We start from the raw sequence: 24,832 nt of genomic DNA, 5'->3' as shown, positions 1-24,832 counted from the left end.
TCCCCTCGCTCTGGGAGAGAGGGAGAAAACCAGCGCCGTTATTAACCCACGACGCCGAACGATCCCCTCGCTCTGGGAGAGAGGGAGAAAACCAGCGCCGTTATTAACCCACGACGCCGAACGATCCCCTCGCTCTGGGAGAGAGGGAGAAAACCCGCGCCATTATTAACCCACGACGCTGAACGATCCCCTCGCCCCTTTGGGGAGAGGGTTAGGGTGAGGGGAATCCCGCACCCGCGCCTCAGCTTGCGCCGCCTCCCAGCGACTGCCAGAGCGTAATGCGGTTGGCCAGATCCGTCTCGCGCAGCGCAATCAGCGTCTGCTGCGCTGACCACAGCGTGCGCTGGGCGGTCAGCGCGGTCAGGTAGTCGCCAACCCCCGCCTGATAGCGCTTCATGGCCACGTCCAGCGTTTGCTGTTCCGCCGCCACGTACTGCTGCTGCGCATCGAGCTGTTCGCTCAGCGTCTGGCGACGGGCCAGCGCATCCGCGACATCTTTAAACGCGCTCTGAATCGTCTTCTCGTAGGTAGCAATCAGCCCCTTCTTCTCCGCTTCCGCATAGCGCAACTGCGCCAGGTTGCTGCCGCCAGTAAACAGCGGCAGCGAAATAGACGGCGCGAAGGACCATACGCTCATGCCGTGGCTGAACAGCGAGGATAGCGCATCGCTGCCCACCCCGGCGCTGGCGGTCAGCGAGATGGTCGGGAAGAAGTTGGCCCGCGCGGCGCCAATATTGGCGTTGGCGCTTTTCAGGTTGTGTTCCGCTTCCTGAATATCCGGGCGAGTGAGCAGCACCGAAGAGGAGACACCCGCCGGAACCAGCGCGATGGTGTTGGCGGCCAGGCTTTCCAGCGTGCCGGGCAGCAGTGAATCCGGCACCGTTGCCCCCGCCAGCAGATCGATCGCGTTTTTATCCTGCATCACCAGCGTCTGATAGCTGGCGACGCTGGCGCGCGCCTGCTGGTAAACGCTCATCGCTTCGCTGACGTCGGTGGCGGCGGTGGTGCCCACCTGCTGCTGGCGCTGGACGATCTTCAGCGAATCGGCGGCGCTCGCCATGGTTTGCTGCGCCAGCGCCAGATTGCTGTTGTCCGCCGCCAGCGTGATCCATGCGCTGGTCAGCTCGGAAATCATCGTCAGGCGGGTATTCTGCGCGGTGAATTCGCTGGCCAGCCAGGTTTCACGGGCCGCGCGGGAGAGGCTCTGGTTGCGGCCAAACAGGTCCAGCTCAAAGCTGGAGACCGCCCCATCGGCCTGCGCGGTGGTGCTGACGCCGCTGGCCAGCGTGCGGCTACGGGTGTTGCTCAGCTCGGCATTAACGCTCGGCAGCAGCGACGCGCGCGTCTCGCCATACTGGGCGCGGGCGGCGTCGATATCGGCAATCGCTTTTTGCACGTCGCGGTTGCTGTTCAGCGCCTGGCTCACCAGCTTTTGCAGACGCACATCGTTCACCACCTGCTGCCAGTTGCCGACCACGGCGGTGGCTTCGCCGTGGCTGCCCGGCAGGCTGGCGGGGATCGGCGCGTCCGGGCGCTGGTAGTTGGGGTCCATCGACACGCAGCCAACGCTCAGGAGTGCGATAAATACAACGGATAAACGAAACATAACTTACTCCTGATGACCGTGTTTACCGGCGAACAGACGTTTCACCAGCACAAAGAACAGCGGCACAAAGAAAATTGCCAGCAGGGTCGCCGTCAGCGTACCGCCGATGATCCCGGTACCAATGGCGATGCGGCTGTTGGCCCCGGCTCCGGTGGCGATCGCCAGCGGCGTGACCCCGGCGACGAAGGCCAGCGAGGTCATGATGATGGGACGCAGACGAGTCTGCGCCGCGCGCAGCGCCGAACGGGAGAGCGAGTAACCCTGGGCGACGGACGCTTCGGCAAACTCGACGATCAGAATGGCGTTTTTCGACGACAGCCCGATGGTGGTCAGCAGCGCCACCTGGAAATAGACGTCGTTGCTCAGGCCGCGCATCCACGCGGCCAGCGCCGCGCCCAGCAGGCCAAGCGGGATCACCAGAATGACGGAAATCGGCACCGACCAGCTCTCATACAGCGCCGCCAGGCACAGGAACACCACCAGAATGGAGATGGCGTACAGGCTCAGCGCCTGGCCGCTGGCCAGTTTCTCCTGTAATGACAGGCCGCTCCACGCCCAGGTTGAACCGGCCGGCAGGCTGTTGGCCAGATTTTCCATGGTGGTCATCGCCGTCCCGGAGCTTGCGCCCGGCGCGTTCTCCCCCTGAATTTCATAGGCCGCCGAGCCGTTGTAGCGCACCAGGCTTTCCGGGCCGTATTCCCAGCGGGTGGTGGCGAAGGCGGAGAACGGCGTCATGCTGTCGTTACTGCCGCGCACGAACCATTTGCTGAGGTCAGACGGGGAGGCGCGCGAATCGCTATCGCCCTGGATATAAACCTTCTTCACGCGGCCACGGTCGATGAAGTCGTTCACGTAGGTACCGCCCCAGGCGCTGGAGAGCGTCGAGGTCACGTCGCTAAGCGACAGGCCCAGCGAGACGGCTTTGTTGTTATCAATATCGACCTGAAGCTGCGGCGTTTGCGGCATATCGTTGGCGCGCACGGCGTGCAGCGTGGCGTCCTGGTTGGCCTGGCCGATCAGCTGGTCGCGCATTTTCAGCAGCTCGGCGCGATCGGTGCCGCCGCTGGCCATCAGCTCAAAGGTGAAACCGTTGCTTTGGCCCAGGCCATCAACCGCCGGTGGCGTCATGGCAAATAGCGTGGCGTCACGGATGGCGCCCAGCTCTTTGGTGGCGCGCAGGGCGATAGCCTGGGCGGTATTTTCCTCGCCTTTTCGTTCCGACCAGTTTTTTAGCGACACGAAGGCCATCCCGGCATTCTGCCCGCTGCCGCTAAAGCTGAAGCCGTTGACGGTGAAGATCACGTCGGTATTGGCCTTCTCGTTATTGAGGAACCAGTTGGTCACCTGCTGGCTGACTTCGGCGGTACGCGAGTTCGTCGCCCCGGCGGGCAGGGTGTACTGCACCATAATTTCACCCTGATCCTCCACCGGCAGGAAACTGCCGGGCAGCTTCCACATGGCCAGCGCCATGCCGCCGCAGATGGCCAGATAGACCGCCATCACCAGCCCGGAGCAGCCCAGGGTATGCAGAACCCGATGCTTATATTGGCGCTCAGTGGCGGCATAAAAGCGGTTAAATGCGCCGAAAAAGCCTTTTTTATGCGGCGGCGTATGTTGCAGAATCGAGCCGCACAGCGCGGGCGTCAGCGTGAGCGCCACCACCACCGACAGCATCATCGCCGAGATAATGGTCACCGAGAACTGGCGGTAAATAACCCCCGTTGAGCCGCCGAAGAACGCCATCGGCAGGAATACGGCGGAAAGTACCAGCGCAATCGCCACCAGCGCGCCGGAAATTTCGCCCATCGATTTTTCGGTGGCCTCGCGGGCGGGCAGCCCTTCGTCGCGCATAATACGCTCGACGTTTTCCACCACCACGATGGCGTCATCCACCAGCAGCCCTATCGCCAGCACCATGGCAAACAGCGTCAGGGTGTTGATCGAATAGCCGAACAGCGCCAGCACGCCAAAGGTGCCGAGCAGCACCACCGGCACCGCCAGCGCGGGGATCAGCGTGGCGCGGATGTTTTGCAGGAACAGGTACATCACGCAGACCACCAGCACGATCGCCTCGAACAGCGTTTTCACCACGTCCTCAACGGAGATTTTAATAAACTCCGTGCTGTCTTTCGGGTAGGCCACATCATAGCCCTGCGGCATGTTGCGCTTGTATTCGTTGATTTTGTCCTTCACCAGCGTGGCGGTGCTGAGGGCGTTGGCGCCCGGCGCCAGCATGACCGCCATCCCTGCGGCCGGGTGGCCGTTCAGTTTGGCGACGGCGGTATAATCCTCGCTGCCCATCTCCACGCGGGCGACGTCGCCAATGCGTACCACCGCGCCGTTGGACTGGCTTTTAATGATGATCTCTTTGAACTGCTCGACGGTTTGCAGACGCGACTGCGCGCGCACGGTTGCGGTCAGCTGCTGGGTATCCGGCGACGGCAGCGCGCCAATTTTACCGGCGGAGACCTGCACGTTCTGCGCTTCAATCGCGCTCTGAACGTCAGACGGCATCAGCGAGTAGGAGGCCAGCTTCGCCGGGTCCATCCAGATACGCATGGCGTACTCTGCGCCAAAGACCTGCAGGCTGCCGACGCCATCAATGCGCGCCATCGGATCCTGCATGTTGCTCACCAGCCAGTCGGCAATATCAGAGCTGCTGGCCTTATCGGTTTTGTCGTACACCCCCATGATAAGCAGGAAGTTGCTCTGTGATTTCACCACCGTCACGCCGGCCTGCTGCACTTCGCTCGGCAGACGGGACTCGGCCTGCTGCACTTTGTTCTGCACCTGCACCTGCGCGGTATCCGGGTCGGTGCCCTGCTCAAAGGTGACGTTGATGCTTACGGAACCGTCGGAGCTGCTGGTTGAGGTGAAGTAGAGCAGGTTATCCAGCCCGGTCAGCTGCTGCTCAATCACCTGGGTTACGCTGTTTTCCAGCGTCTGCGCCGACGCGCCGGTATAGGTGGCGGAGATTTTAATCGACGGCGGCGCCACGTCCGGGTACTGCGCGACCGGCAGCGTGTTAATGGCCAGCATCCCGGCCAGCATAATCAGGATGGCGATCACCCACGCGAACACCGGGCGACGCACGAAGAAACGGGCAAACATCAGGCGTTTCCTCCGTTGGAGGCGACTTCAACAGGCTTCACCGTTTGGCCAGCGGTGACTTTCGTTGTGCCTTCCACGATCAGCCTATCGCCCTCCTTCAGGCCGCTTAACACCAGCCATTTGTCGCCATAGGTTTCGCCGGTTTCCAGCTCACGCTGCTCTACCTTATTGTCGGCGGTGACCACTAACGCGGTGGCAACCCCTTTGGCGTCGCGGGTGATGCCCTGCTGCGGCGCCAGAATGGCGTCGTTCATCATCCCTTCGTCCACTTTGGCGCGCACGAACATCCCCGGCAGCAGCTGATGCTGCGGGTTGGGGAACACCGCGCGTAGGGTGACCGAGCCGGTCGATTCATCAACCGCGACTTCGGTGAGTGCCAGGCGGCCTTTCTCGCCGTAGGTGCTGCCGTCTTCAAGGGTCAGCGCCACGCTGAGAGTGTCGCTGTTGGTCGCCAGTGATTGCTTACGCAGGCGCAGCAAATCGACGCTAGAGCGGGTGAGGTCCACGTACATGGTGTCGAGGCCGCGGATGGTCGCCAGCGCGGTGTCCTGCTCGGCGGTAACCAGCGCCCCCGGCGTGACCGAAGAGATACCGATGCGCCCGGCAATCGGCGCGGTGACGGTGGTCCAGTCGAGGTTAATGCGCGCGCTGTCCAGCGCCGCTTTTTTCGACTCGACGCTGGCTTTGTCCTGCGCGCAGGTGGATTGCGCGTCGTCGGCATCCTGGCGTGATACGCCGTTATCTTTCACCAGCGCTGCATAGCGCTGCGCCTTCTGGCAGTCGGCGACAACCAGCGCCTGCGCCTGCTTCAGCGCGGCGGCGGCTTCGTTGTAGGTGGCGCGGAAGCTGGCGGGGTCAATCTGGTACAGCGCCTGGCCGGCTTTAACGCTATCGCCTTCATTAAAAAGCCGTTTCTGGATGATGCCGGAGACCTGAGGCCGCACTTCCGCGCTGGAGGCCGCGGTGGTGCGCCCGGTCAGTTCACTGACGACGGAAACGGGCTGGCTTTTTAATGTGACGATGCCCACTTCCTGAGCGGGACGCGCTGGGGAAGCGGTGGGGGCATTATCACATCCGCTCAGGAGAAATAATGCAGCGATGGTGGTTGTTATGTATTTCATATTTTTCTCGGGGTGAACGACGTCCTCCTCGCAAAGTCAGCGCGAGGATTTTGGGTATAAAAAAGCCCGCGTCTCCGGAGACCGGAAACGACAAAACGGGGAAGAAATATTCCCCTGATGATTAAATGGAATTAATTACTTAACGGACACAAGCATATTAATAATTTCCTGATAGATTTTTTCCATTTCCTCGGCCGCAACCTGCAACGGGATCTGACGACGGTAAATGGTGCCTTCCACCATCACCGCCATTACCTCGACGCAGCAGCGAACGCGGGTTTCGCTGAGGTGCGGAAACGTTTTACGCAGATGGTCGCAGGCGTTATTGAACATGCGTGCATCGGCTTCTTTCAGCCAGGCGGCCACCTGCGGATTACGGGTGGCTTCGGCGGACATTTCCAGCATCAGCGCATCGTCGTCTTCGCTCAGCGTCATGCGCCACGCCAGCATATGCGGCATCAGATGGGTTTGGGTTTTGCCCTCCATCTCGGCGATGCGGTGGTCGATAATTCGGCGGATCATCTCTTCAATAATCGCGTCTTTGCTATCGAAATAACGGTAGATTTGACCGACGCTCAGCTTCGCTTCGGCGGCGATTTGCGACATGCTGGCCGCATGAAAGCCGCTGTGGCGAAAGCAGCGGCGGGCCGCGGCGATGATCTCGTCCTGGCGGGCTTTTTGCCTGGCTTCCAGCTTGCTGGTCATGCATGTCTCCGTGAATGTTGGTAGTGAGAACGATCGTTCTCATTTTTCGTCCATTATACGTTGCGAGCGTGCGATGAAAAGCATTTTCTGATACTGATTTTTTCTTTTTTTATTTGTGCAAAAAAGAATGGAGAAAAAAAGAATTTTTTGTGAAATTAATCAGGTCGGCCAATAAAAATAAGGAATAAATATGCCTTTTGTTATTAAAGAAATTATTACCCCGCAAGATAAAGAGGAATTATTCACCGGGCTACGGGCCTATAACCAGCAGTTTGTTGATACTTCCGGGTGGGGGGATATCTGCGTTTATCTGCGTGATGAGCAGGATGTGATGCGCGGCGGCCTGATTGGCCAGCGCAAAGGCGACTGGCTCAGCATCGACTATCTGTGGGTGTGTGAAACCACGCGTGGCAAAGGCGTTGGCAGTGAGATTATCAAACGCGCGGAGGATCTGGCCCGCGAGAAAGGCTGCCTGTACGCGCTGGTGGATACCATCAGCTTCCAGGCGCTGCCGTTTTATCAGAAACAGGGGTATCAGCTGGTGAAAACGCTGGAGGATTTCCCGCTGGCGGGGATGGCGCGGCACTATCTGACGAAGGGGCTATAAGGGCTGCCGGATGGCGGCTACGCCTTATCCGGCCTACTCCCATCTGTAGGCCGGATAAGCGCAGCGCCATCCGGCAAACATTACTCGTGCCGCGTTTTCAGCGGCGCTTCTTTCAGCAGCCACGACAACGCAAACGCCACCACCATAATGCACGCGGCCATGATAAACGCCGCGTGAATGGCGGCACCGAAGGCGGTGAGGTAGTCGGTACGCATCGCCTCGGGAAGCTGATGAATGGCGATCGGGTTCATCCCCTGCGGGATAGCAGCGCCTTCCGGCAACAGGCTCATCAGCCGTGACTGCAGCACCGAAGTGAACACCGCGCCGAACAGCGCCACGCCGATAGAACCGCCGATGGAGCGGAACAGCGTCACCCCGGAGGTCGCCACGCCGTACAGATTGGCGCTGACCGTATTTTGCACCGCCAGCACCAGTACCTGCATCACCAGCCCCAGCCCCATTCCCAGCACGCCGGTAAACAGATACAGCTGCCAGGTCGGCGAGGTAATGGTAATGCGCGTCAGCAGCAGCATGCCGATAAAGCCCATCAGCGTCCCGACGATCGGGTAGATGCGGTATTTCCCGCTGCGGCTGATGGCGCGCCCGCTGATAATCGAGGTCAGTAACAGCCCGCCCATCAGCGGAATCAGCTGCAAACCGGCCTCCGTTGGCGTGGCGTTTTTCACCACCTGCAAATAGAGCGGCAGGAAGGTGACTGAGCCAAACAGCGACATGCCGATGATGAACCCGATCAGGCTGCACAGCAGAAAGCTGCGGTTGCGGAACAGCGAGAGCGGGATAATCGGCTCAAACGCCAGCCGCTCTTCATAGATAAACCCGGCGATACCGATCAGGCCGAAGGCCAGAATGCACCACAGCTGCGGGTCGCTCCACTCGCGTACCGTGCCGCCTTCGGTGGTGAACAGAATGATGCAGACCAGCGCCATGGTCAGGTAAACCGCCCCTAGCCAGTCAATCTGATGCTGGCTGCGCTTATTGCTGGCGTGGAAGACCGCGCCAATCACGAACAGCGCGAACAGCCCCAGCGGTAGGTTGATGTAGAAAATCCAGCGCCAGGAGGCGTGCTGGACGATAAAGCCACCGATCAACGGGCCAATTACCGTCGCCAGACCAAATACGCCGCCGAACAACCCCTGGTAGCGGCCACGTTCGGCGGGAGGGATCACATCGGCCACCGCCGCCATGCTGATCACCATCAGCCCGCCGCCACCCAGGCCCTGCAGGGCGCGCATCAGCACCAGCTGGGTCATGTTCTGCGCCAGCCCGCACAGCGCTGAGCCGGCCAGGAACAGCAGAATCGAGATTTGCAGTACCCGTTTGCGGCCAAACAGGTCGCCAAATTTTCCGTACAGCGGCACCACGATGGTGGAGGTCAGGATATAGGCCGTCACCACCCACGAGAGCTTGTCGAGGCCGCCCAGCTCGCCGACAATGGTTGGCAGCGCGGTCGAGACGATGGTCTGGTCGAGCGCGGAGAGCAGCATCACCAGCAGCAGCGCGCTGAACAGCAGACGGATTGAGGTCGCGCCAGCCTGTTGCGGTGGCTGCGCGTGGGTCGTCATATCGGTCGCCATCATGTTCTCACTTGAAATTAATTAAATGCATAATTAATATTTATTGAAGATCGTTAAGAGGTCAAGGGATCCCGTTTCTATGCCAGCACAAAAAGACAACCTTCAACCGCGCAGGCCCGGTCGTCCGCGCGGCAGCAAACCCGACGCCGATAAGCGCGAACAGCTGATAGACATTGCTCTGCGGCTGTTTTCCCAGCAGGGAATTGCGCGCACGTCGCTGAATGCGATTGCCCGCGAGGCGGGCGTGACGCCGGCGATGCTGCACTACTACTTTAATTCACGGGAGCAATTGCTCGACGTGATGATCGAAGAGCGCTTTTTACCGCTGCGCGCCGAAATTGGCGGTGTGTTTGGCGATTATCCTGACGAACCGGTGCAAGCGTTGACAGAAATGGTCAAGAAACTGGCGACACTTGCTGCGCAGTACGAATGGTTCGCCCCGCTGTGGATGCAGGAAGTGATCGGCGAGATGCCGGTGCTGCGCCAGCATCTTCACGCGCGTTTTGGCGATGAGAAGTATCAGGCGACGTTAGCGATGGTGAAACGCTGGCAGGAGGAAGGAAAGGTCAATCCGCATCTTTCGGCGGAACTGCTGTTTACCACCCTGTTAAGCCTGGTGCTGGTGCCCTTTTCCCGGATGCGTAAAGACGAGCGGTTGGCGATGCTGACGCCGGAGATGATTGTCGGCAACGCGCTGGCGGTGTTGTTGCAGGGGATTGGCCCGGTAAAAGCGTAGGCCCGATAAGCGTAGCGCCATCGGGCACGATGTGGCACATTGCCGGATGGCGGCGTAAACGCCTTATCCGGCCTACCGGGTAAACGGCGTTATTCGAGGGTAAACTGGTTACTCTCCGCCAGCGCTTTAAACCACAGCCCGTTGCGCTTAATCTGCCGTTCGCCGGTTTCAAGGTCGAGGCGGTAGAACCCGTAGCGGCGTTTAAACGAGTTGAGCCACGACCAGTTATCGATAAACGTCCACTGATGCACGCCGAAGCAGTTTGCGCCGTCGGCGATGGCGCGGTGTAGCTGCACCAGATGCTCCTCCATCAGGCCAATACGGAAACGGTCATCAATCACGCCGTCCGCCTGCACCGGGCCTTCGGATTGCAGATCCATCGCGATGCCGATTTCGGCGAGATACCACTTAATATTGCCGTAATTGTCGCGAATATTGGCGGCAATGTCGTAGATCGCCTGCGGGTGAATTTCATTGTTGTCGCGGTACGGGTTAAAGCGGCCGTTCGGGTCAACGTAGTTTTCGAAGTAGTACTCTGGAGAGAAATAGTCGAGGGTGTACGGCGTTTCGCGCGCCTGCACGCGGCGGGGCACGTAGTAGTTCACGCCGAGGAAGTCGATCCGCGAGTCGGTAATCAGCGAGACCTCTTCTTTGGTGGTTTCCGGCAGACAGTTATGCAGCGCCAGCAGCTCGCACAGCTCTTTCGGGAACTGATGCTTGACCAGCGGGTCGAGGAAGCTGCGATTAAACAGCAGGTCGGCGTACCACGCCGCTTTTTTATCTTCCTCCGAGTCGTTGCGGGTATAGGACGGCGTCAGGTTGAGCACCACGCCGATTTCCCCCGACAGCTGCTGCTCGCGATAGCACTGCACCGCTTTCGCGTGCGCCAGCATGATGTTGAACGCCACCTGCGCCGCCAGCTTGCCGTCTTTTTTGCACGGATAGTGGAAGTCGTACAGGTAGCCGCCTTCCACCGGCACAATCGGCTCGTTGAAGGTGATCCAGTGTTTGATTTTATGGCCGAACAGGCGAAACGCCGTGGCGGCAAAGCGGGCGAACAGATCGGTCACATGTTTTGACTCGAAGCCACCGTAGCGATTTTGCAGATCTTCCGGCATGTCAAAATGGTAGAGGTTAACCATCGGTTCGATGCCGTTGGCGATCATTTCGTCGAAATAGTCGTTATAGAAGCGCACCGCCTGCGCGTTAGGCTCGCCGGTTTCCAGGTCGTCAATCAGCCGCGACCACTGGATGGAGGTACGGAACGAGTTGAAGCCGATGTGCTTCATCAGCGCGACATCTTCTTTGTAACGGTGCAGAGTATTGCAGACCGTCTCCGGGCCGATCCCCCGGTAAAAGCGCTCCGGCTGCGCGGCGTGCCAGCTGTCCCAGATCGAGCGATGGGGTTTCCCCTCCGCGCCTTCGGTTTGTGGGCCGGAGGCGGCTGCGCCCCAGAGGAAGTGGTTTGGAAACGCGTAAGTGGTCATTTAACCTCCTGAATAAAAAACAAAAAAGCTGCGCCGCACGCGACGCAGTAAATCACTATTCTGCATTCACCTGAATGGACTTAATAAAGATATAGCCCCAGTCACCGGCGTATTTCCCCAGGCTGATGGTGTTTTCACCCTGCTTGAGATGAACCGGAATGGTCATCCGCTGGCCATGATCGTCGGTTTGCGGGAACTCAATCTGAATAGGTTTATCGCCGTTAATCTGTACCGAGTTTTTCTTCGCGCCCCATTTGGCGTTGAAATCGAGGTGCAGCAGATAGTTGCCGTCCCACGGCGCGGCTATTTTCCAGCTCACTTTATCGCCATCCTGAGCAAACGGCCCCAGGAAGCCATCTTCGCCGGTTGTCAGCGCGTTGTCCGCGCTCTTGATCACCGTTTTCTGGCTTTGTTTCAGGCCCAGTAACTGACTGTCAAAGCGGCAGAAATCGTCTGGCGCTTGCGCAGTCGGTTCGGTAACGTTGACGGTCATCGTTTTACTGCTTTTCAGCAGGCCATCGCTAGCGGTGAAGGTGAGCTGGTAGATCCCCGGCGTCGGGAACCAGGCGCGAGTGGAAGCCTTGTCGGCATTGCAGAAATGTGCCTGCTTGTTGCCGGTGCTGGTCCACTTTTCACTCACTTTACGCGACGGCAGATTGTCATCCTGCCATTGCGCATTGAGGCTCAGGCCGCTGTTCTGCGTGGTGGTCGCCTGCTCCTCAAGCGTTATCACCGGGGCCTGGTTTTTCTGCGTATGGGTGATGCTGATAACGTTAGACGGTGCGGACTGCCCGGTTTCATTTTTGGCGATGACCCGGTAGAAGTAGGTTTTACCGAGCGTCAACGATGTGTAGTCGTCGCGGAACAGATCCATGGTTTCCGGGTTCCACGCCTGCACGCCGTCGGAAAGATCTTTCCCCACCACTTTCCACGGCCCATCTTTCGACTCTGCCCGCTCCACATCGTAGCTACGGCCCACCGCAGCACCCATCCAGTTGATGGCGAACGGTGATGTGGTATCGCGCAGCTTCGGTGCATCCGGCGCGGGCAGCGGTGCCATCTGCTCCTGTCCCGCCATCTGCGCCGCGGCCGTTCGCACCAGGTTGACGACCGCGGTTTCCTGGTTGGCGTCCCCCTCCGGGAAGCCCGGAAGATGGTAGCTGTAGTGGCCGGTGTACTCTTTATGCCAGTAAAAACCGCCGTCGTGACGGTGCCCGCGGAAGCCCCAGATAAAGCCGCCTGCGGCCTTCGCGCCGTTGACTTCAGTGTGGACGATCGACTGCATGATGTTGTTCAGCTCTTTGCTATCAAGCAGGCCGAATTCACCCACCAGATACACCTTCTTCCCGCCGATGGCCTGCAGATCTTTTTTGACCTGATCCGGGTGGTTATTTCCGGCGTTGGTGTAATAGTGGTTGCTGACGATATCAACGTTCGGGTCGTTCACCGAGAAGTCATTGATCTTTTTATAGGTTCCGTCAACGACGAGCTGATGAGGTGCCAGTTTTTTGATCCACGCCGCCGTCTGTTTCAGGAATTCTGCATTGGTGTCTTCCAGCTCATTGCCGGTCTCCCAGGCCATAATGGCTTTTTCATCCGAATAGGCGCGTCCGGTAATGGTGTTGGTACGGGCGATCACCTGGCGAATGACGTCAAGATACGCCTGATAGGTTTTACTGTGGGTGTTGTAAAAATCTTCCGGCTTTTCATGATAGAAGGCCGCTAGCTGCTCGCGGCCGCCCCACCACCACCAGTGATCGATAAACGGCAGAATCAGGCGCAGGCCCTGTTTATCGGCTTCGGCAATCATGTTGTCGTAGACGACCATCGCCTTCTCGTTCAAACGCGGCATGCCGTCCGGCGTCGCGGGGGCCAGGATGTGCGTTTCACGCTCACAGGCTTCATCGTTCTCCTGCTGCACGGAAAGCACATAGACGCGCTGGGCTTTTGCCCCGGTTTGCACGAGGGCTTTAATCCAGTTTTCCTGCTCTTCCGGCGTGGGCCATTTGAAATACTGGCCCCAGCCGCGCGGGTCGGCTTTACAGACGCCGCGCGCATCGTTTTCAATACGATGCAGCTCCGGGGCGTGGATCCCGGCGAAGCGGAATTCCTCGCGGCCGTCCATCAGCTGTGCGCCCTGGCGGGTGATGAAGTTTTCGAAGTGAGACTGCTCCGCCGCCAGCGCGCCTGCGCTGGTCAGCGCGGCCAGTACGGCGAGCAGCAGGGATGTTTTAACGGGATATTTCATGGTTTCTCTCCTTAGAACCAGACTTCAGCCTGTACGCCAAAGTTGACCGTATCGGTATCGCCGCTGCGGCTGTAGCCACCGGCATCGATGGTGTTGGTGCTCCAGTTGTAGTTACCGTCGAGGGCATCAGAGACGCCTTTATCCCATTTGGCGTAGGTCACGAAGAAGCGCAGCTGCGGACGACTCCAGAAGCCAGAATCGAAGGTCAGGGTTGGGGCGATGGTGACTTTGGTCAGCCCGCCTTTTCCTTTGCCGTTCACGCCCTTGTAGTTATCGTCATCGAGATATTCGTAGCCCAGCTCATACTGCATGGCGAAGTTTTTGGTGATCTGGTGATAGGGGCGGATACCCGCCACCCAGCTGGTGCGGCCCCAGCCGTTGTCATCGCTACTCCACCAACGGTAGTTTTTATCTTTCTGGAAGTAGGCGAAGGTGGAAATATCGACATCGCCCATCGAGGCCAGGCTGTCGAGTACGATACGCCAGGACTGGGTATCCTCCAGGTTTGCCCAGCCCCAACCGTTTTTACCCAGCGAGTCACCGGCAGCAAGGCCGCGTCCGTACTGCATGACCAGTTTGGAATAGCCGCCCGTCAGTCCCCAGAAACCGTCAAAGTTATAGACACCGGTCACGCCGTAGCCTTTCTCAGCGGCAGTCGGGTGGTTTTCGTTACGGTTCATGCGATGGCCGATCAGCTCCAGATCCAGCCCGGTATCGGCGATCTTTTTAAACCACAGGTTGAGCGAGTAGTCATCCGGATAGCCCTGATCGCCTTTGTCGACCGGATAGGCTTTGGTTTCATCGGTCGGTGAGAAGGCGTAAACCCCGGCGTCAAAACGGGCGAAGCCCAGGTCCATGTTATCGAAGCCGCCGCCGGTGCCGTTGTACTGAATGTATTCCCAGTCGAACTGGTGGCTGGAGGTGTTGGAGCTGCTGTAGCGCTTGCCGCCCCAGAAGGTCATTTCCGGCGCAAAGTCGAGGTTGCTTAGCTCGGCGTAGCCTTCACGGAACTGGACGTCATGCCCGTCGTCGTCCTGGCAGTTCCAGTCAGAGGTACATTTGCTCTGGTGGGTGATATTGGCCTGAATTTTCGCCACGGCACCGGAATCGGACTTCAGCGTGACGGTTGGAATCAGCTCGATTTTCGTATCTTCTTCGTTGCCCAGACGCCATTTCCCGTCCGGCATCAGCCCCACGGAATCCGCGCGGTTGCCGTCGGCGTTCGCCAGGATCCCCGAACGCATGTAGCCGTGTAGCTGGAAGTCATATTTTTCTGCGTGTGCCAGGCTGCCTGAAGCGGCGCTGACGAGTATAGCCAGAGGTATCAATCGGTTAAGTTGTTTCATCTTTCACTTTTCCCTTTTATTTTTGTACGCAATAGCGCTTTTGTTAATGCGATGGGAAATTTACGGTTCAAAAATGGAAATGTACATCCACTTACGGAAAGCGCTTTCCATAATTGCCGGATCAAATCACAGATCCAGAGATTGTTCAGATGAAAGCGTGATGTAGATCGACTTTTTAGCTGAAGGGAATAAAAAAGCCAGCGGCGGTAAGGCGCTGGCGAGAATAAAAGTGTGATGGAGATCGACTAGCGGGTTTCAGATTCCGTCAGTTGCCGTTCGTAGACCTTAAAGAATGGACGATAGATCATCCAGGCGTTGAAGAAAGCGAATAAGCACATAAACATGTTTTTCCAGCTACCGTTGGCCGACCATGCTGCCCCCAGCGGGGCGGGCATCGACCAGGGCAGCATTGCCACGGCGCGGTCAAGCACACCGAGGTGCGTGAGATACCACGCAATGCAGGCATTGATCATGGGGACGGCGATAAACGGTATTAAAAATAGCGGGTTAAGTATTATCGGAAAACCAAAAAGTATCGGCTCGTTGATATTAAACAGCGAGGGTATCAGGCCGATTTTGCCCACGCTTTTTAGCTGCCGCGAGCGGCTGCGTAAGGCCATAAAAACCAGCGGGAGCGTAGAACCGATCCCGCCAATCAGGAGGTAGAAGTCCCAGAATCCTTGCAGATAAATATGCGGCAGCGGCGTTACGCCGTTAACCAATGCCTGCTGGTTTTCAAACAGATAGGTCATCCAGAACGGGTTCATAATGCCGGTGATAATCAGTGCGCCATGAATGCCGACAAACCACAGTAAATTGCAGATCAGCAGGGATATCAGTAAGGCCGTTAACGTATCGGAAGCGATGATAAGCGGCCGCAGCGCTTCGCTGATCAGCTCAGGCAGGATCATCCCGGTGTTGAGCTTCAGCCCGGCATTCATGGCGGTAATCGAAAGCATAATCACCAGCAGCGGCGCCAGCAGCTGAAAGCCATTGCGGGTCATGATCGGCACTTCGTCAGGCAGACGGATACACCAGCCTTTGCGGTAAAAAATCCTGATCACTTCAACGGAGTAAAAGCTTGAAATTAAAGCACTAAATATTCCCATCCCGCCAAGAAAAAGATTGCTGCCGCCGTTTTCCTTAAAGCCAATAAATACCAGAAACGCCAGGCATCCCGTCAGCCCGGAAAGCCGTTCGGGGAGCTGATACTGCTTGCCTAAACTGGCGCTGGCGCCGAAGGCGATGATCAGCGCAATCAGGCCAATCGTCAGCTCAAAAGTGGGTAACAGCATGGGGCGAATCGCCTGATACCACGCGCCATTGATAGCAAACGGCGGAAAGATCAGCGGCACCATCAGGCTGCCCACGATGACGAAGGGCATGGCCAGCGCAAAACTGTCGCGCATGGCGGTGATGTGCTGGCTGCGGGTCAGAAGATTGGCGAAAGGCGTAACGCGCTGCTCAATCAGCGTCACAGCAACATTCATAAACTGAATGTTCATGGCGAACCTTATATCGGACGGGAGGAGCCCGGATCATCGCCTACATCCCAATAAAGTGAAAGCCTGCAACCGGTGATCGCGCTCACATTTAACGGATTCATCTTTGGAAAGCGCTTTCCGTTTTATTTCCGCATGATTATAGTCCGCTCATCGTTACTACTCAGTCAGGAGTTTTTCATGAAGAAAATTATGCTTTGTTGTTCCGCTGGGATGTCCACCAGTTTGCTGGTTAAAAAAATGGTGGAAGAGGCGGAAAAACGTGGTCTGGAGGTCGATATCAAAGCCTTTGGCGTGGCCGAGTTTGAACAGCAGGTGGGCCACTATCAGGTGGTGCTGTTGGGGCCGCAGGTGAAATACATGCAGAAAGATTTGCAGCATAAAGCCAGCGCTTACGGCATCAAAGTAGAGCCGATCAACATGATGGATTACGGCATGCAGAAAGGCGGCGCGGTTTTAGATTTTGCCCTGTCATTAATTGATAACAATAACTAAGGGATAAAACATGAGCTCTCTGTACGCTAAATTAATCAGCGTGATAGAACAGAAAATCACGCCAATGGCTGGCGCGATTGGCCAGCAAAAGTACGTCACGTCGATTCGCGATGGCTTTATTCTCGCGCTGCCGTTTATGATCGTCGGTTCGTTTATGCTGGTGTTTATCTTCCCGCCGTTTTCGCCAGATACCAGCTGGGGCTTTGCCCGCGCCTGGCTGCAATTTTCGCTGGATCACCGTGAGAGCCTGATGCTGCCGTTTAACTTCAGCATGGGCATCATGACGCTGTTTATCTCCGTCGGCGTGGCCGCCAGCCTGGCGCGTCATCACGATCTGGACCCGCTGACGTCCGGCATGCTGTCGCTGATGGGCTTCCTGCTGGTGGCCGCACCGCTGAAAGATGGACAGATATCGGTCGCTTATTTCTCCGGGCAGGGCATTTTCACCGCGCTGCTGGTGGCGATTTACACCACCGAGCTGTACGCCTTCCTGCGCCGTCACAACATCACCATACGTCTGCCGCCGGAAGTTCCGACCGGCGTGGCGCGCTCTTTTGAGATCCTGATCCCTGTTCTGGCGGTAGCGCTGACGCTGCATCCGCTGAACCTGTTTATTGAAGCGCAGCTGGGGATGATTATTCCGGAAGCGATCATGTCGCTGGTCAAACCGCTGGTCGCGGCCTCCGACACCTTGCCGGCTATTTTGCTCTCCGTACTGGTGTGTCAGATCCTGTGGTTTGCCGGGATTCACGGCGCGCTGATCGTCACCGGCATTATGAACCCGTTCTGGATGGCGAACCTGTCGGTTAACCAGGCTGCGATGGCCGCCGGTACAGCGATTCCGCATATCTACGTGCAGGGATTCTGGGATCACTACCTGCTGATTGGCGGCGTCGGTTCCACGCTGCCGCTGGCGATTTTGCTGATGCGCAGCAAGGCGGTGCACCTGCGTACGATTGGCCGTATGGGCGTGGTGCCGGGGCTGTTTAACATCAACGAGCCGATTCTGTTCGGTGCGCCGATCATCATGAACCCGCTGTTCTTCATTCCGTTTGTGCTGGTGCCGATGGTTAACGCCACGCTGGCCTACTTTGCCCTCGACTTTGGTCTGGTTTCCCGCGTGGTGTCGATGACCCCGTGGACCACGCCTGCGCCTATCGGCGCATCGTGGGCGGCAAACTGGTCGTTCAGCCCGATCATTATGTGTCTGATTTGTATGGTGACTGCCGCCGTCATGTACTACCCGTTCCTGAAGGCGTACGAGAAACAGCTGCTGTCGCAGGAAACCGGCGATGCTGAGGCGGAAAGCCGCGTTGGGCAGTCTGAAACCGCGTAATGTGTTGTATTGAGAGGATGTTATGGATTTAGAAGAACAAGTGATGGGGATTATTATCAACGCCGGTCAGTCGCGTAGCCTGTGCTATGAAGCGTTGAATAGCGCCAAAACCGGCGATTTTGCCGATGCCGATGAGAAGATGGAGCAGGCGCAGCATTATGCGCGCGAAGCGCATCGGGTGCAGACGCAGCTGATCGAAGCCGATGAAGGTGAAGGGAAGACCAAAATGACGCTGGTGATGGTGCACGCGCAGGACCATCTGATGACCTCAATTCTGGCCAAAGAGCTGGTTGGCGAGCTGATTGAACTCTACCGCACGCGTCATTAACCCTCTGCCTCCCCGGCCATTTTGCGCCGGGGAGTTGGCGAATACCTGTACGTATTTATGTTACTATAGGGAGAAAACCGTAATACAGACGACACCATGCCTACTATTGATGATGTTTCAAAGTTAGCCAACGTTTCCCGTGCCACCGTTTCGCGCGTGTTGACGGGGACGCGTGGCGTTCGTGAAGAGAGCCGAGAGGCCGTATTACGCGCGGTAGAAGAGCTGAACTACCGCCCAAGCTTTGCGGCGCAGAATCTGGCGAGCAACACCTCCAGCTACGTCGGCATGGTGCTGCCTGCCAACGAAGCCGGGTTTAGCGCCACGCTGCTGCCCCAGCTGTCACAGGCGGTCAAGTCCCTGAATAAGTCGTTGATAATTCAGTACGTCAACGACGCCGCAGAACAGCAGGCCGCGGTTGAAAGCCTGCAGCATCAGTGTGTGGCGGTCGTCACGCTGAGCCGTAACAGCGGCGATGTCGCCAGCAATGTGATCGCTTTCGACGAATTCTCCGCGAAAGGCAGCGCCAGCCAGGGCTATAACTACGCGTTTGCCACCGAAAGCGCCTGTCGCTACGTGCTGGGCAAAGGCCACCGTAATATTGCGCTGCTGTTAGACAATGAAAACGACGTCGCCAGCAAGCAGATGCTCGACGGCTACCGTAGCGTACTGCAAAATTTCTCCCTGCCGTTTAACCGGCAGCTACTGGTGATGGCTAATAACAATATTGAGCAGGCGCTGCTGACGCTGATCAATAGCTTCACGAAATACACGGCGATCATCGCCAAACGTGACTGCTATGCCGCTGAAGCGATGCGCCTGCTGCGTGAATTCAATATTGCGATCCCGCAGGAAGTGTCGCTGGTTAGTCTGGAAGATTCGCCGCTGGCGTCGCTGGTCTATCCGCCGCTGACCTGCATTGCCTATCCCGTTGAACAACTGCTGGAACATTGCGTACAGCGTATTCGCGCATTAATTGACGGCCATTCCCTGTTTGTACCGGAAGGGCGGGCATTTACCGGGCGTCTGGTGGCGCGGTCTTCGGTTGCTGATATTAGTTAATACGAACGATACGCGGTGAAGAGCTTATTTTCACCGCGTAAAGAACATCGAGTTACAGAAATAAAGCTTAAATATTTAATAAGTGAAAAGTTAGTTAAATATTAGTTCTCCATCGGTTCTGTTAAATCATATTCCATTAATGCCCATGCTACCGATTTACCCTGATAATAGGGCATCACATCGCCTCTACGAAGGCTGACGACGGCGGAAAGCGTGGGGTCGGAAAGTTTCCAGTTGCCGGCTTGTGGGGAGTGCTGGCCGCTGTGACGCAGGATGCCAAGCGGTTTGCGTTCGGTTTTTTCCGTTGAAGAGTAAGAAGAAAGTACCGAAAGCGTGTAATTACTACTGTCTATCTTCATAACGTGATAATCCAAAAATGAACACACGTAATAAACAAGCGACAGCTTATTGCTACAACTTAAGCATGGATTAATTATTTGAATGGTGAATAATTGATCCTGTTTTATTGCAATAAAAGTTTGTTTTCGCCAAAATAAGCGCTCTTCCTGGTTAAAAAGTATCCTAAATGATTACGCGGCTGATTAATTTACTCATTCTTATTATGGCATTTTCTGCCTCCAGCGCTTATGCGGTGAAGTGCCAGCGCGCCACCACGCCGCTGGAAAATACCATCTGTAATAACGAAAACCTGAGCTGGCTGGATGAGACGATGTCGAGCGTTTACCGCGCGATGCTGGTGTATCGGGATGCGCGCCAGGTACATAAGGATTATCTGGCCTGGGAGAAATCGCTGGAGGACTGCTCATCGGACAGCTGTATTGAGCGCGCTTACTACGCCGGGATCAGTAAAATAGCCGAAGCGCAGCCGGACTTCGCGTGGGAAGGGCGCTGGTGGAATACCAGCGCGGCCAACATGAGCGGCGGCGTGATCCAGTTCAGCCATAGCGCGGACTGGTCGATCACCACCGATATTCGTATCTGGGCGGGGTTGAATAAGGATGAGTTTACCGCCGAGGCGCGCAAGATTAACGGTATGGTGCTCATCGACGACATGGTCGACAGCAAAAAGTGTAAAGTGCTGTTTATTCCACGTAAGAGCGGGGCGATTCAGGCCTATAGCAACGCCGACTGGGGCTGCCGGTTGTCGTTGCCTAACGGGGCGTTTGTCGATGGCCGCTATCTGAAATCCGAGCAGGACCCGCGCCCTAAGGCCACGTTGTTATCGCTGGAGATTTTTACCGATCCGAAAATGGATGAGCGCTTCCGCACGCTGGTGGGCGAGGATTATCAGAAGTTTGTCGATACGGCGAATATCTATATCTATCATGAAGATATAGACAATATCGGCGCCACGGCGGTGTCGATGTGGGTCCGCGGCGCGGCGAATACCCGCACGGCCATTGTGATGTATACCGCCAGCAATATCTGGGCGGCGCGGGTTGAGCCAGATGGCAAAGGCAAGCTGGCGTTCTCTTACTTCAGCACGCAGGGCAATGACCTACGAAAAATGCCGCGGACGATAGCGGAATGGAAGCTCCGCTACCTCGATCAGTAAGTGACGGTTTTTACCCTCTCCCTGGTTAAAGGAGAGGGTACCTACTACGCCAGCGTCCCCACCACGTTCAGGTCGGCATCGTCCGGCACTTCATTGTACGACAGCACGTGCAGCCCGCTGGCAAACAGGCGGCCATAGCGTGAAATGACCGGCCGCAGCTGTGGCGTCACTAACAGCAGCGGCGGCAAGCTTTTCGCTTTCATCTGCTCGTAAATCATCGGCATCGTATTTTGCAGCTGGGTCAAAATGTTGGGATCCACCGGGAAGCTGTCCAGCGCCACTTTACCCGCCTGCTGCGCCTGATTGAGCGCCCCCAGCAGCATATTTTCCAGCTGATTATCAATGGTATAGGCCGCCAACTGCGGGCGGTCGCCGTTGATATTGTGCACGATGGCGCGGCGCAGTGCGTAGCGCACGTCCGAGGTCAGCAGCACCGGATCTTTGGTGACCGCCGCGCTTTCCAGCAGCGTTGAGGCGATGGTGACGATATCCTTCAGCGATACCTGCTCCAGCAGCAGCTGGCGATAGATACGCAGCAGCTGACTGTAGTTGAGCGCGGCGTTTAAATCTTCCGCCAGTTTTGGCGCCTGCTGCGCCAGACGCGCGTGCAGATGGGTGATATCGTCATAGTTGAACAGCTCCGGCAGATGCTCGCGGGCGACCTTGTTGACGTGCGTCGCCACCACGCTGGCGCAATCCACGACCTGATAGCCGAGGTTCAGCGCTTTGGCCTTTTGTTCCGGGTCAATCCACACAATCGCCATGCCGTACGCCGGGTCGGTATCCAGCACGCCGTCGATTTCGCCGTACAGCTCGGCGCCGGGGATTGCCATCAGCTTCTCGGCGTTCACTTCGCCCAATGCGGTGCGGATGCCGTTGATGTGAATCGCGTACTGCGCGGGCTTGAGGCGGAAGTTCTCGCGGATGCGAATTTCCGGCAGCAGCACGCCGCACAGCTCGGAAATCACCTGCCGTACCCCGCGCACGCGCAGCGACAGCGGGCTGCCCTTCGACTCATCCACCATCGTCACCAGCTTATAGCCCAGGTTCAGGCCAATCGGTTCGACCAGCGGAATGCTGTCCCAGGTGATGGCCGGGTTGGTGTCCGGGGCCAGCGCTTCATTGATGGCCTCCATGTCCGTCTCTTGCGGCGCGGGCTGTACCACCTTGCTTTGCCGCCAGGCGGCGAACAGCAGCAGCGCGGTAAAGCTCAGGAAGGCGATGTGCGGCATGCCCGGCACGACAGCGAGGATAAACATCACGAAGGCGGCGGTGTACAGCACCTTCGGCTTGGAGAGCAGCTGGGTTTTGATTTCGTCGCTGACGTCGTTACCTTCGCTGACGCGGGTTACGATGATGGCGGCGGCGGTGGCCAGCAGCAGGGACGGAATCTGGGCGACCAGGCCGTCACCGATAGTCAGCAGTACGTACTGACGGAAGGCGTGGCTGGCATCGAGATCGTATTTGAATATACCGATACAGATACCGCCGATCACGTTGATGATCAGCACCATAATCCCGGCGACGGCGTCGCCGCGCACGAACTTGGACGCACCGTCCATCGCGCCGTAGAAGTCGGCCTCTTTCGCCACTTCCTGGCGACGGGTACGCGCCTGCTGCTGGTTAATCAACCCGGCGTTCAAGTCGGCGTCGATCGCCATCTGTTTACCCGGCAGGGCGTCCAGCGTAAAGCGTGCCGAAACTTCGGAGATACGCTCGGCACCCTTGGTGACCACCACGAAGTTGATGATCATCAGGATGATAAACACCACGAAACCGACGACGAAGTCGCCGCCGATCACCACCTGGCCGAAGGCTTCGATGACCTTACCGGCCGCGCCTTCCCCCTGATGACCATTCAGTAACACCACGCGGGTCGACGCCACGTTCAGCGTCAGGCGCATCAGCGTGGTGATCAACAGCAGCGTTGGGAAGATGGCAAAGTCCAGCGGACGCTGCATGTTCACCGCAACCAGCAGTACGATAACCGCCAGCACGATGTTGAAGGTAAACAGAATATCCAGCATCAGCGGCGACAGCGGTAGGATAACCATCGCCAGCACGCAGAGAAGCAGGATAGGCACGGCAATCTGCGCCTTGCGGAGCATGCCGAACACGTTTTGCATCTTACTGTTCGCCATTGGCTTTTAATACCTCTTGAGGAATGTCTATGTGCCTGTTCAGGCGGGGTTTCTGCTCAACGCGGCCTTCGCGCCAGGACTTCAGCTGCATGACATAGGTCAGCACGTGAGCGATGGCGCGAAACAGCTGCGCCGGAATCTGTTGGTTAACGCGGGTGGTGTAGTACACCGCCCGCGCCAGCGGCGGGAATTCCACCACTTCAACCTTGTGGCTGGCGCCCACTTCACGAATCCACAGCGCCACGTCGTCAATCCCTTTGGCGACAATGTACGGCGCTTCCGCTTTCTGCGGGTCATATTTCAGCGCCACGGCGTAGTGGGTCGGGTTGGTAATAATGACGTCGGCTTCAGGCACCGTGCGCGAGATTTGCCCCATCGCCATCTGTCGTTGCAGCTGACGAATGCGGCCTTTAATTTGCGGGTTACCGTCGTTATTTTTGTACTCTTCCTTCACTTCCTGCTTGGTCATGCGCATTTTTTTGGTGAACATGAATTTGCTTAACGGCACATCCAGCAGGGCAAAAATAACGATAACGGCGACGAAATAGCTGACAACGTGATGGAAAATGGCAAAACCCTGGCCGATAGCCTGGTACAGATACAGCCGCTGGAGATGCAGCAGGTTGTCCATCTGATCGTGCACCATCGTGTAGATAACGGCGAGGATCGTCGCGCATTTCAGCATCATCTTGCCCACTTCCGTGTAGTGGCTGGCGGAGAACATGCGCTTGACGCCGCTAATCGGGCTGAGCTTTTTAAAGTCCGGCTTGAGCTTGCTGGGCGTGAAAATCCAGCCGCCGGGCACCAGGCTGGCGATGATACAGGCCAGCGGAATGGGGATCAGCGTGGCGATAAAACGCAGCAGCACCCACAGATTCAGCAGCAAAAACTGGTTCAGGACGTTCGGGTTATCAAGGTCTTGCGCCAGCGTGCCGACGGCGGTAAACGATTCGCCAATCAGCTGACGGTAGTAGGGAAGAAAGGTGGCCAGGGTAAAGAACGAGGCCAGCAGGCCCACCGCCATGGTTAAATCTTTCGAGCGGGGAATATCCCCCTTTTGCCGCGCCTTGCGCAGCTTGCCGGCGGTGGGTTTTTCGCTTTTATCTCCGCTGGAGGCCATTACTGCACCCTTATGGCGTCGAGTTTCGCCAGAATTTCGTTGGTCAGGTTGAGATAGTGGTCAGGAATGTTGGTGACCAGCATCGAAATACACAGCAGGCCAAACAGCATGCTGATAGGGAAGCCGAGGGAAAACAGGTTCAGCGTCGGTGAGACGCGGTTTAGCAGGCCGAAGCCGCCCTGTACAATCAGCATCACGAAGGTGGTCGGCAGCGCAATCAGCGTCGCCGAAGCCATAATCCAGCCTAGCCCCTGTGCGATCAGCATCAGCGTCGGCTGGTTAATCGCCTGGCCGATGGGCCAGTAGCTAAAGCCTTTGAACAGAATGGTCACCAGCAGCAGGTGCCCGTCCATAATGAAAAACAGCAGCGCGCAGAAAACGTAGATAATCTGCGAAATGACCGTGGTGGAGCTGCCGTTGATCGGGTCGTTCATCATCGCCATCCCCAGCCCCATATTCATCGACAGGATATGCCCCGCCGTTTGCAGCGCGATAAACACCAGCTGTAACGCCATGCCGAAGAAGAATCCCCACAGCAGCTGCTCACCAATCAGCAGAATGGCGCGCAGCGAGAACAGCTCGTTGATCACCACGTTATTGGGCAGCATCGGAGTAATGATGATGGTCAGCGCCAGCGCGGTGCCGATTTTGATCCGGCGCGAAAACACGCGGTTATCGAGCACCGGGGCAAACTGCAAAAAAGCGAAGATGCGAAAGAAGGGCAGCACCAGGGCTATCATTGGCGTCCACAGCGCCTGAATATCGATTCCCAT

The 24,832-nt window shown here is 57.3% G+C and carries 20 protein-coding genes; 7 read left to right on the top strand and 13 right to left on the bottom strand.

Annotated elements, in window-relative coordinates; genetic code table 11:
* Positions 1-241 precede the first annotated feature (241 nt).
* From ACK5JN_RS10755 to ACK5JN_RS10740, 4 genes are all read right to left on the bottom strand, one after another.
* The gene (locus ACK5JN_RS10755) at positions 242-1,606 is read right to left on the bottom strand and encodes an efflux transporter outer membrane subunit (RefSeq protein ID WP_416870172.1); all 1,365 of its coding nucleotides are present in this window, start codon (positions 1,604-1,606) and stop codon (positions 242-244) included.
* A 3-nt stretch (positions 1,607-1,609) separates the two neighbouring features.
* On the bottom strand, positions 1,610-4,717 hold the full coding sequence (locus ACK5JN_RS10750) for an efflux RND transporter permease subunit (protein ID WP_416870171.1): 3,108 nt from the start codon (positions 4,715-4,717) through the stop codon (positions 1,610-1,612).
* Entirely contained in the window at positions 4,717-5,838 is a 1,122-nt protein-coding gene (locus tag ACK5JN_RS10745) for an efflux RND transporter periplasmic adaptor subunit (protein ID WP_416870170.1), read from the bottom strand. The genes ACK5JN_RS10750 and ACK5JN_RS10745 overlap by 1 nt, the downstream gene beginning before the upstream one ends.
* 135 nt (positions 5,839-5,973) lie before the next feature.
* Positions 5,974-6,543 carry a TetR/AcrR family transcriptional regulator gene (locus ACK5JN_RS10740; protein WP_416870169.1) on the bottom strand — a complete coding sequence of 190 codons (570 nt, stop codon included), beginning with the start codon at positions 6,541-6,543 and terminating at the stop codon, positions 5,974-5,976.
* 190 nt (positions 6,544-6,733) lie between these two features.
* On the opposite strand from ACK5JN_RS10740, the gene ACK5JN_RS10735 reads away from it, so the two are divergent.
* On the top strand, positions 6,734-7,150 hold the full coding sequence (locus tag ACK5JN_RS10735; protein WP_416870168.1) for a GNAT family N-acetyltransferase: 417 nt from the start codon (positions 6,734-6,736) through the stop codon (positions 7,148-7,150).
* Positions 7,151-7,230: 80 nt separating this feature from the next.
* Here ACK5JN_RS10735 and ACK5JN_RS10730 read toward each other — a convergent pair whose 3' ends face one another.
* Complete coding sequence (locus ACK5JN_RS10730; protein ID WP_416870175.1) at positions 7,231-8,745, bottom strand: MDR family MFS transporter; 1,515 nt, start codon at positions 8,743-8,745, stop codon at positions 7,231-7,233.
* Between the two features lie 79 nt (positions 8,746-8,824).
* Here ACK5JN_RS10730 and ACK5JN_RS10725 point away from each other — a divergent pair, with 79 nt between their 5' ends.
* On the top strand, positions 8,825-9,481 hold the full coding sequence (locus ACK5JN_RS10725) for a TetR/AcrR family transcriptional regulator (protein ID WP_416870167.1): 657 nt from the start codon (positions 8,825-8,827) through the stop codon (positions 9,479-9,481).
* 89 nt (positions 9,482-9,570) lie between these two features.
* On the opposite strand, the gene ACK5JN_RS10720 is transcribed toward ACK5JN_RS10725, so the two are convergent.
* From ACK5JN_RS10720 to ACK5JN_RS10705, 4 genes are all read right to left on the bottom strand, one after another.
* Complete coding sequence (locus ACK5JN_RS10720; protein WP_416870166.1) at positions 9,571-10,968, bottom strand: glycoside hydrolase family 1 protein; 1,398 nt, start codon at positions 10,966-10,968, stop codon at positions 9,571-9,573.
* Between the two features lie 55 nt (positions 10,969-11,023).
* Positions 11,024-13,216, bottom strand: a complete 2,193-nt coding sequence (locus tag ACK5JN_RS10715) for a CBM35 domain-containing protein (protein ID WP_416870165.1) — start codon at positions 13,214-13,216, stop codon at positions 11,024-11,026.
* Positions 13,217-13,227: 11 nt separating this feature from the next.
* Positions 13,228-14,562: a maltoporin gene (locus ACK5JN_RS10710; protein WP_416870164.1), complete on the bottom strand. Its 1,335-nt coding sequence runs from the start codon at positions 14,560-14,562 to the stop codon at positions 13,228-13,230.
* Positions 14,563-14,807: 245 nt separating this feature from the next.
* Positions 14,808-16,067, bottom strand: a complete 1,260-nt coding sequence (locus ACK5JN_RS10705) for a PTS sugar transporter subunit IIC (RefSeq protein ID WP_416870163.1) — start codon at positions 16,065-16,067, stop codon at positions 14,808-14,810.
* Positions 16,068-16,244: 177 nt separating this feature from the next.
* Between ACK5JN_RS10705 and ACK5JN_RS10700 the strand changes: the two genes are divergently transcribed.
* The 4 genes from ACK5JN_RS10700 (at position 16,245) to ACK5JN_RS10685 (ending at position 19,282) form a co-directional block, all read left to right on the top strand.
* Positions 16,245-16,559 (top strand): PTS sugar transporter subunit IIB, encoded by a 315-nt coding sequence (locus tag ACK5JN_RS10700; RefSeq protein ID WP_416870162.1) that lies wholly within the window; start codon positions 16,245-16,247, stop codon positions 16,557-16,559.
* Positions 16,560-16,569: 10 nt separating this feature from the next.
* Positions 16,570-17,895: a PTS sugar transporter subunit IIC gene (locus ACK5JN_RS10695; RefSeq protein ID WP_416870161.1), complete on the top strand. Its 1,326-nt coding sequence runs from the start codon at positions 16,570-16,572 to the stop codon at positions 17,893-17,895.
* Between the two features lie 22 nt (positions 17,896-17,917).
* Positions 17,918-18,223 (top strand): PTS N,N'-diacetylchitobiose transporter subunit IIA, encoded by a 306-nt coding sequence (gene chbA / locus ACK5JN_RS10690; protein WP_064540875.1) that lies wholly within the window; start codon positions 17,918-17,920, stop codon positions 18,221-18,223.
* Positions 18,224-18,319: 96 nt separating this feature from the next.
* Positions 18,320-19,282: a LacI family DNA-binding transcriptional regulator gene (locus ACK5JN_RS10685; RefSeq protein ID WP_416870160.1), complete on the top strand. Its 963-nt coding sequence runs from the start codon at positions 18,320-18,322 to the stop codon at positions 19,280-19,282.
* A 101-nt stretch (positions 19,283-19,383) separates the two neighbouring features.
* Here the strand turns inward: ACK5JN_RS10685 and ACK5JN_RS10680 are convergent, their stop codons facing one another.
* Positions 19,384-19,641 (bottom strand): hypothetical protein, encoded by a 258-nt coding sequence (locus ACK5JN_RS10680; RefSeq protein WP_416870159.1) that lies wholly within the window; start codon positions 19,639-19,641, stop codon positions 19,384-19,386.
* A gap of 167 nt (positions 19,642-19,808) precedes the next feature.
* Between ACK5JN_RS10680 and ACK5JN_RS10675 the strand changes: the two genes are divergently transcribed.
* Positions 19,809-20,798, top strand: a complete 990-nt coding sequence (locus ACK5JN_RS10675) for a lysozyme inhibitor LprI family protein (RefSeq protein ID WP_416870158.1) — start codon at positions 19,809-19,811, stop codon at positions 20,796-20,798.
* A 44-nt stretch (positions 20,799-20,842) separates the two neighbouring features.
* On the opposite strand, the gene ACK5JN_RS10670 is transcribed toward ACK5JN_RS10675, so the two are convergent.
* The 3 genes from ACK5JN_RS10670 to fliR are packed head-to-tail and all read right to left on the bottom strand — an operon-like array spanning position 20,843 to position 24,832.
* On the bottom strand, positions 20,843-22,939 hold the full coding sequence (locus tag ACK5JN_RS10670) for a flagellar biosynthesis protein FlhA (RefSeq protein ID WP_416870157.1): 2,097 nt from the start codon (positions 22,937-22,939) through the stop codon (positions 20,843-20,845).
* Entirely contained in the window at positions 22,926-24,059 is a 1,134-nt protein-coding gene (gene flhB, locus ACK5JN_RS10665) for a flagellar biosynthesis protein FlhB (protein WP_416870156.1), read from the bottom strand. Before flhB ends, ACK5JN_RS10670 begins: the two co-directional genes overlap by 14 nt.
* Positions 24,059-24,832 (bottom strand): flagellar biosynthetic protein FliR, encoded by a 774-nt coding sequence (gene fliR, locus ACK5JN_RS10660; protein WP_416870155.1) that lies wholly within the window; start codon positions 24,830-24,832, stop codon positions 24,059-24,061. Before fliR ends, flhB begins: the two co-directional genes overlap by 1 nt.

The organism is Kluyvera sp., assembly GCF_047971185.1.
Taxonomy (GTDB): domain Bacteria; phylum Pseudomonadota; class Gammaproteobacteria; order Enterobacterales; family Enterobacteriaceae; genus Kluyvera.
The sequence above is the reverse complement of the archived record's forward strand: the minus strand, read 5'-3'. Positions and strand labels throughout refer to the sequence as shown.

What these genes read in the sequence shown, in the direction of transcription:
- ACK5JN_RS10720 (WP_416870166.1), bottom strand. Translation starts at nt 10,968, where the DNA reads ATGACCACTTACGCGTTTCCAAACCACTTCCTCTGGGGCGCAGCCGCC.
- ACK5JN_RS10755 (WP_416870172.1), bottom strand. Translation starts at nt 1,606, where the DNA reads ATGTTTCGTTTATCCGTTGTATTTATCGCACTCCTGAGCGTTGGCTGC.
- ACK5JN_RS10725 (WP_416870167.1), top strand. Translation starts at nt 8,825, where the DNA reads ATGCCAGCACAAAAAGACAACCTTCAACCGCGCAGGCCCGGTCGTCCG.
- ACK5JN_RS10745 (WP_416870170.1), bottom strand. Translation starts at nt 5,838, where the DNA reads ATGAAATACATAACAACCACCATCGCTGCATTATTTCTCCTGAGCGGA.
- ACK5JN_RS10710 (WP_416870164.1), bottom strand. Translation starts at nt 14,562, where the DNA reads ATGAAACAACTTAACCGATTGATACCTCTGGCTATACTCGTCAGCGCC.
- ACK5JN_RS10685 (WP_416870160.1), top strand. Translation starts at nt 18,320, where the DNA reads ATGCCTACTATTGATGATGTTTCAAAGTTAGCCAACGTTTCCCGTGCC.
- ACK5JN_RS10750 (WP_416870171.1), bottom strand. Translation starts at nt 4,717, where the DNA reads ATGTTTGCCCGTTTCTTCGTGCGTCGCCCGGTGTTCGCGTGGGTGATC.
- ACK5JN_RS10705 (WP_416870163.1), bottom strand. Translation starts at nt 16,067, where the DNA reads ATGAACATTCAGTTTATGAATGTTGCTGTGACGCTGATTGAGCAGCGC.
- ACK5JN_RS10680 (WP_416870159.1), bottom strand. Translation starts at nt 19,641, where the DNA reads ATGAAGATAGACAGTAGTAATTACACGCTTTCGGTACTTTCTTCTTAC.
- ACK5JN_RS10700 (WP_416870162.1), top strand. Translation starts at nt 16,245, where the DNA reads ATGAAGAAAATTATGCTTTGTTGTTCCGCTGGGATGTCCACCAGTTTG.
- ACK5JN_RS10730 (WP_416870175.1), bottom strand. Translation starts at nt 8,745, where the DNA reads ATGGCGACCGATATGACGACCCACGCGCAGCCACCGCAACAGGCTGGC.
- ACK5JN_RS10740 (WP_416870169.1), bottom strand. Translation starts at nt 6,543, where the DNA reads ATGACCAGCAAGCTGGAAGCCAGGCAAAAAGCCCGCCAGGACGAGATC.
- flhB (WP_416870156.1), bottom strand. Translation starts at nt 24,059, where the DNA reads ATGGCCTCCAGCGGAGATAAAAGCGAAAAACCCACCGCCGGCAAGCTG.
- ACK5JN_RS10670 (WP_416870157.1), bottom strand. Translation starts at nt 22,939, where the DNA reads ATGGCGAACAGTAAGATGCAAAACGTGTTCGGCATGCTCCGCAAGGCG.
- ACK5JN_RS10675 (WP_416870158.1), top strand. Translation starts at nt 19,809, where the DNA reads ATGATTACGCGGCTGATTAATTTACTCATTCTTATTATGGCATTTTCT.
- fliR (WP_416870155.1), bottom strand. Translation starts at nt 24,832, where the DNA reads ATGGGAATCGATATTCAGGCGCTGTGGACGCCAATGATAGCCCTGGTG.
- ACK5JN_RS10715 (WP_416870165.1), bottom strand. Translation starts at nt 13,216, where the DNA reads ATGAAATATCCCGTTAAAACATCCCTGCTGCTCGCCGTACTGGCCGCG.
- chbA (WP_064540875.1), top strand. Translation starts at nt 17,918, where the DNA reads ATGGATTTAGAAGAACAAGTGATGGGGATTATTATCAACGCCGGTCAG.
- ACK5JN_RS10735 (WP_416870168.1), top strand. Translation starts at nt 6,734, where the DNA reads ATGCCTTTTGTTATTAAAGAAATTATTACCCCGCAAGATAAAGAGGAA.
- ACK5JN_RS10695 (WP_416870161.1), top strand. Translation starts at nt 16,570, where the DNA reads ATGAGCTCTCTGTACGCTAAATTAATCAGCGTGATAGAACAGAAAATC.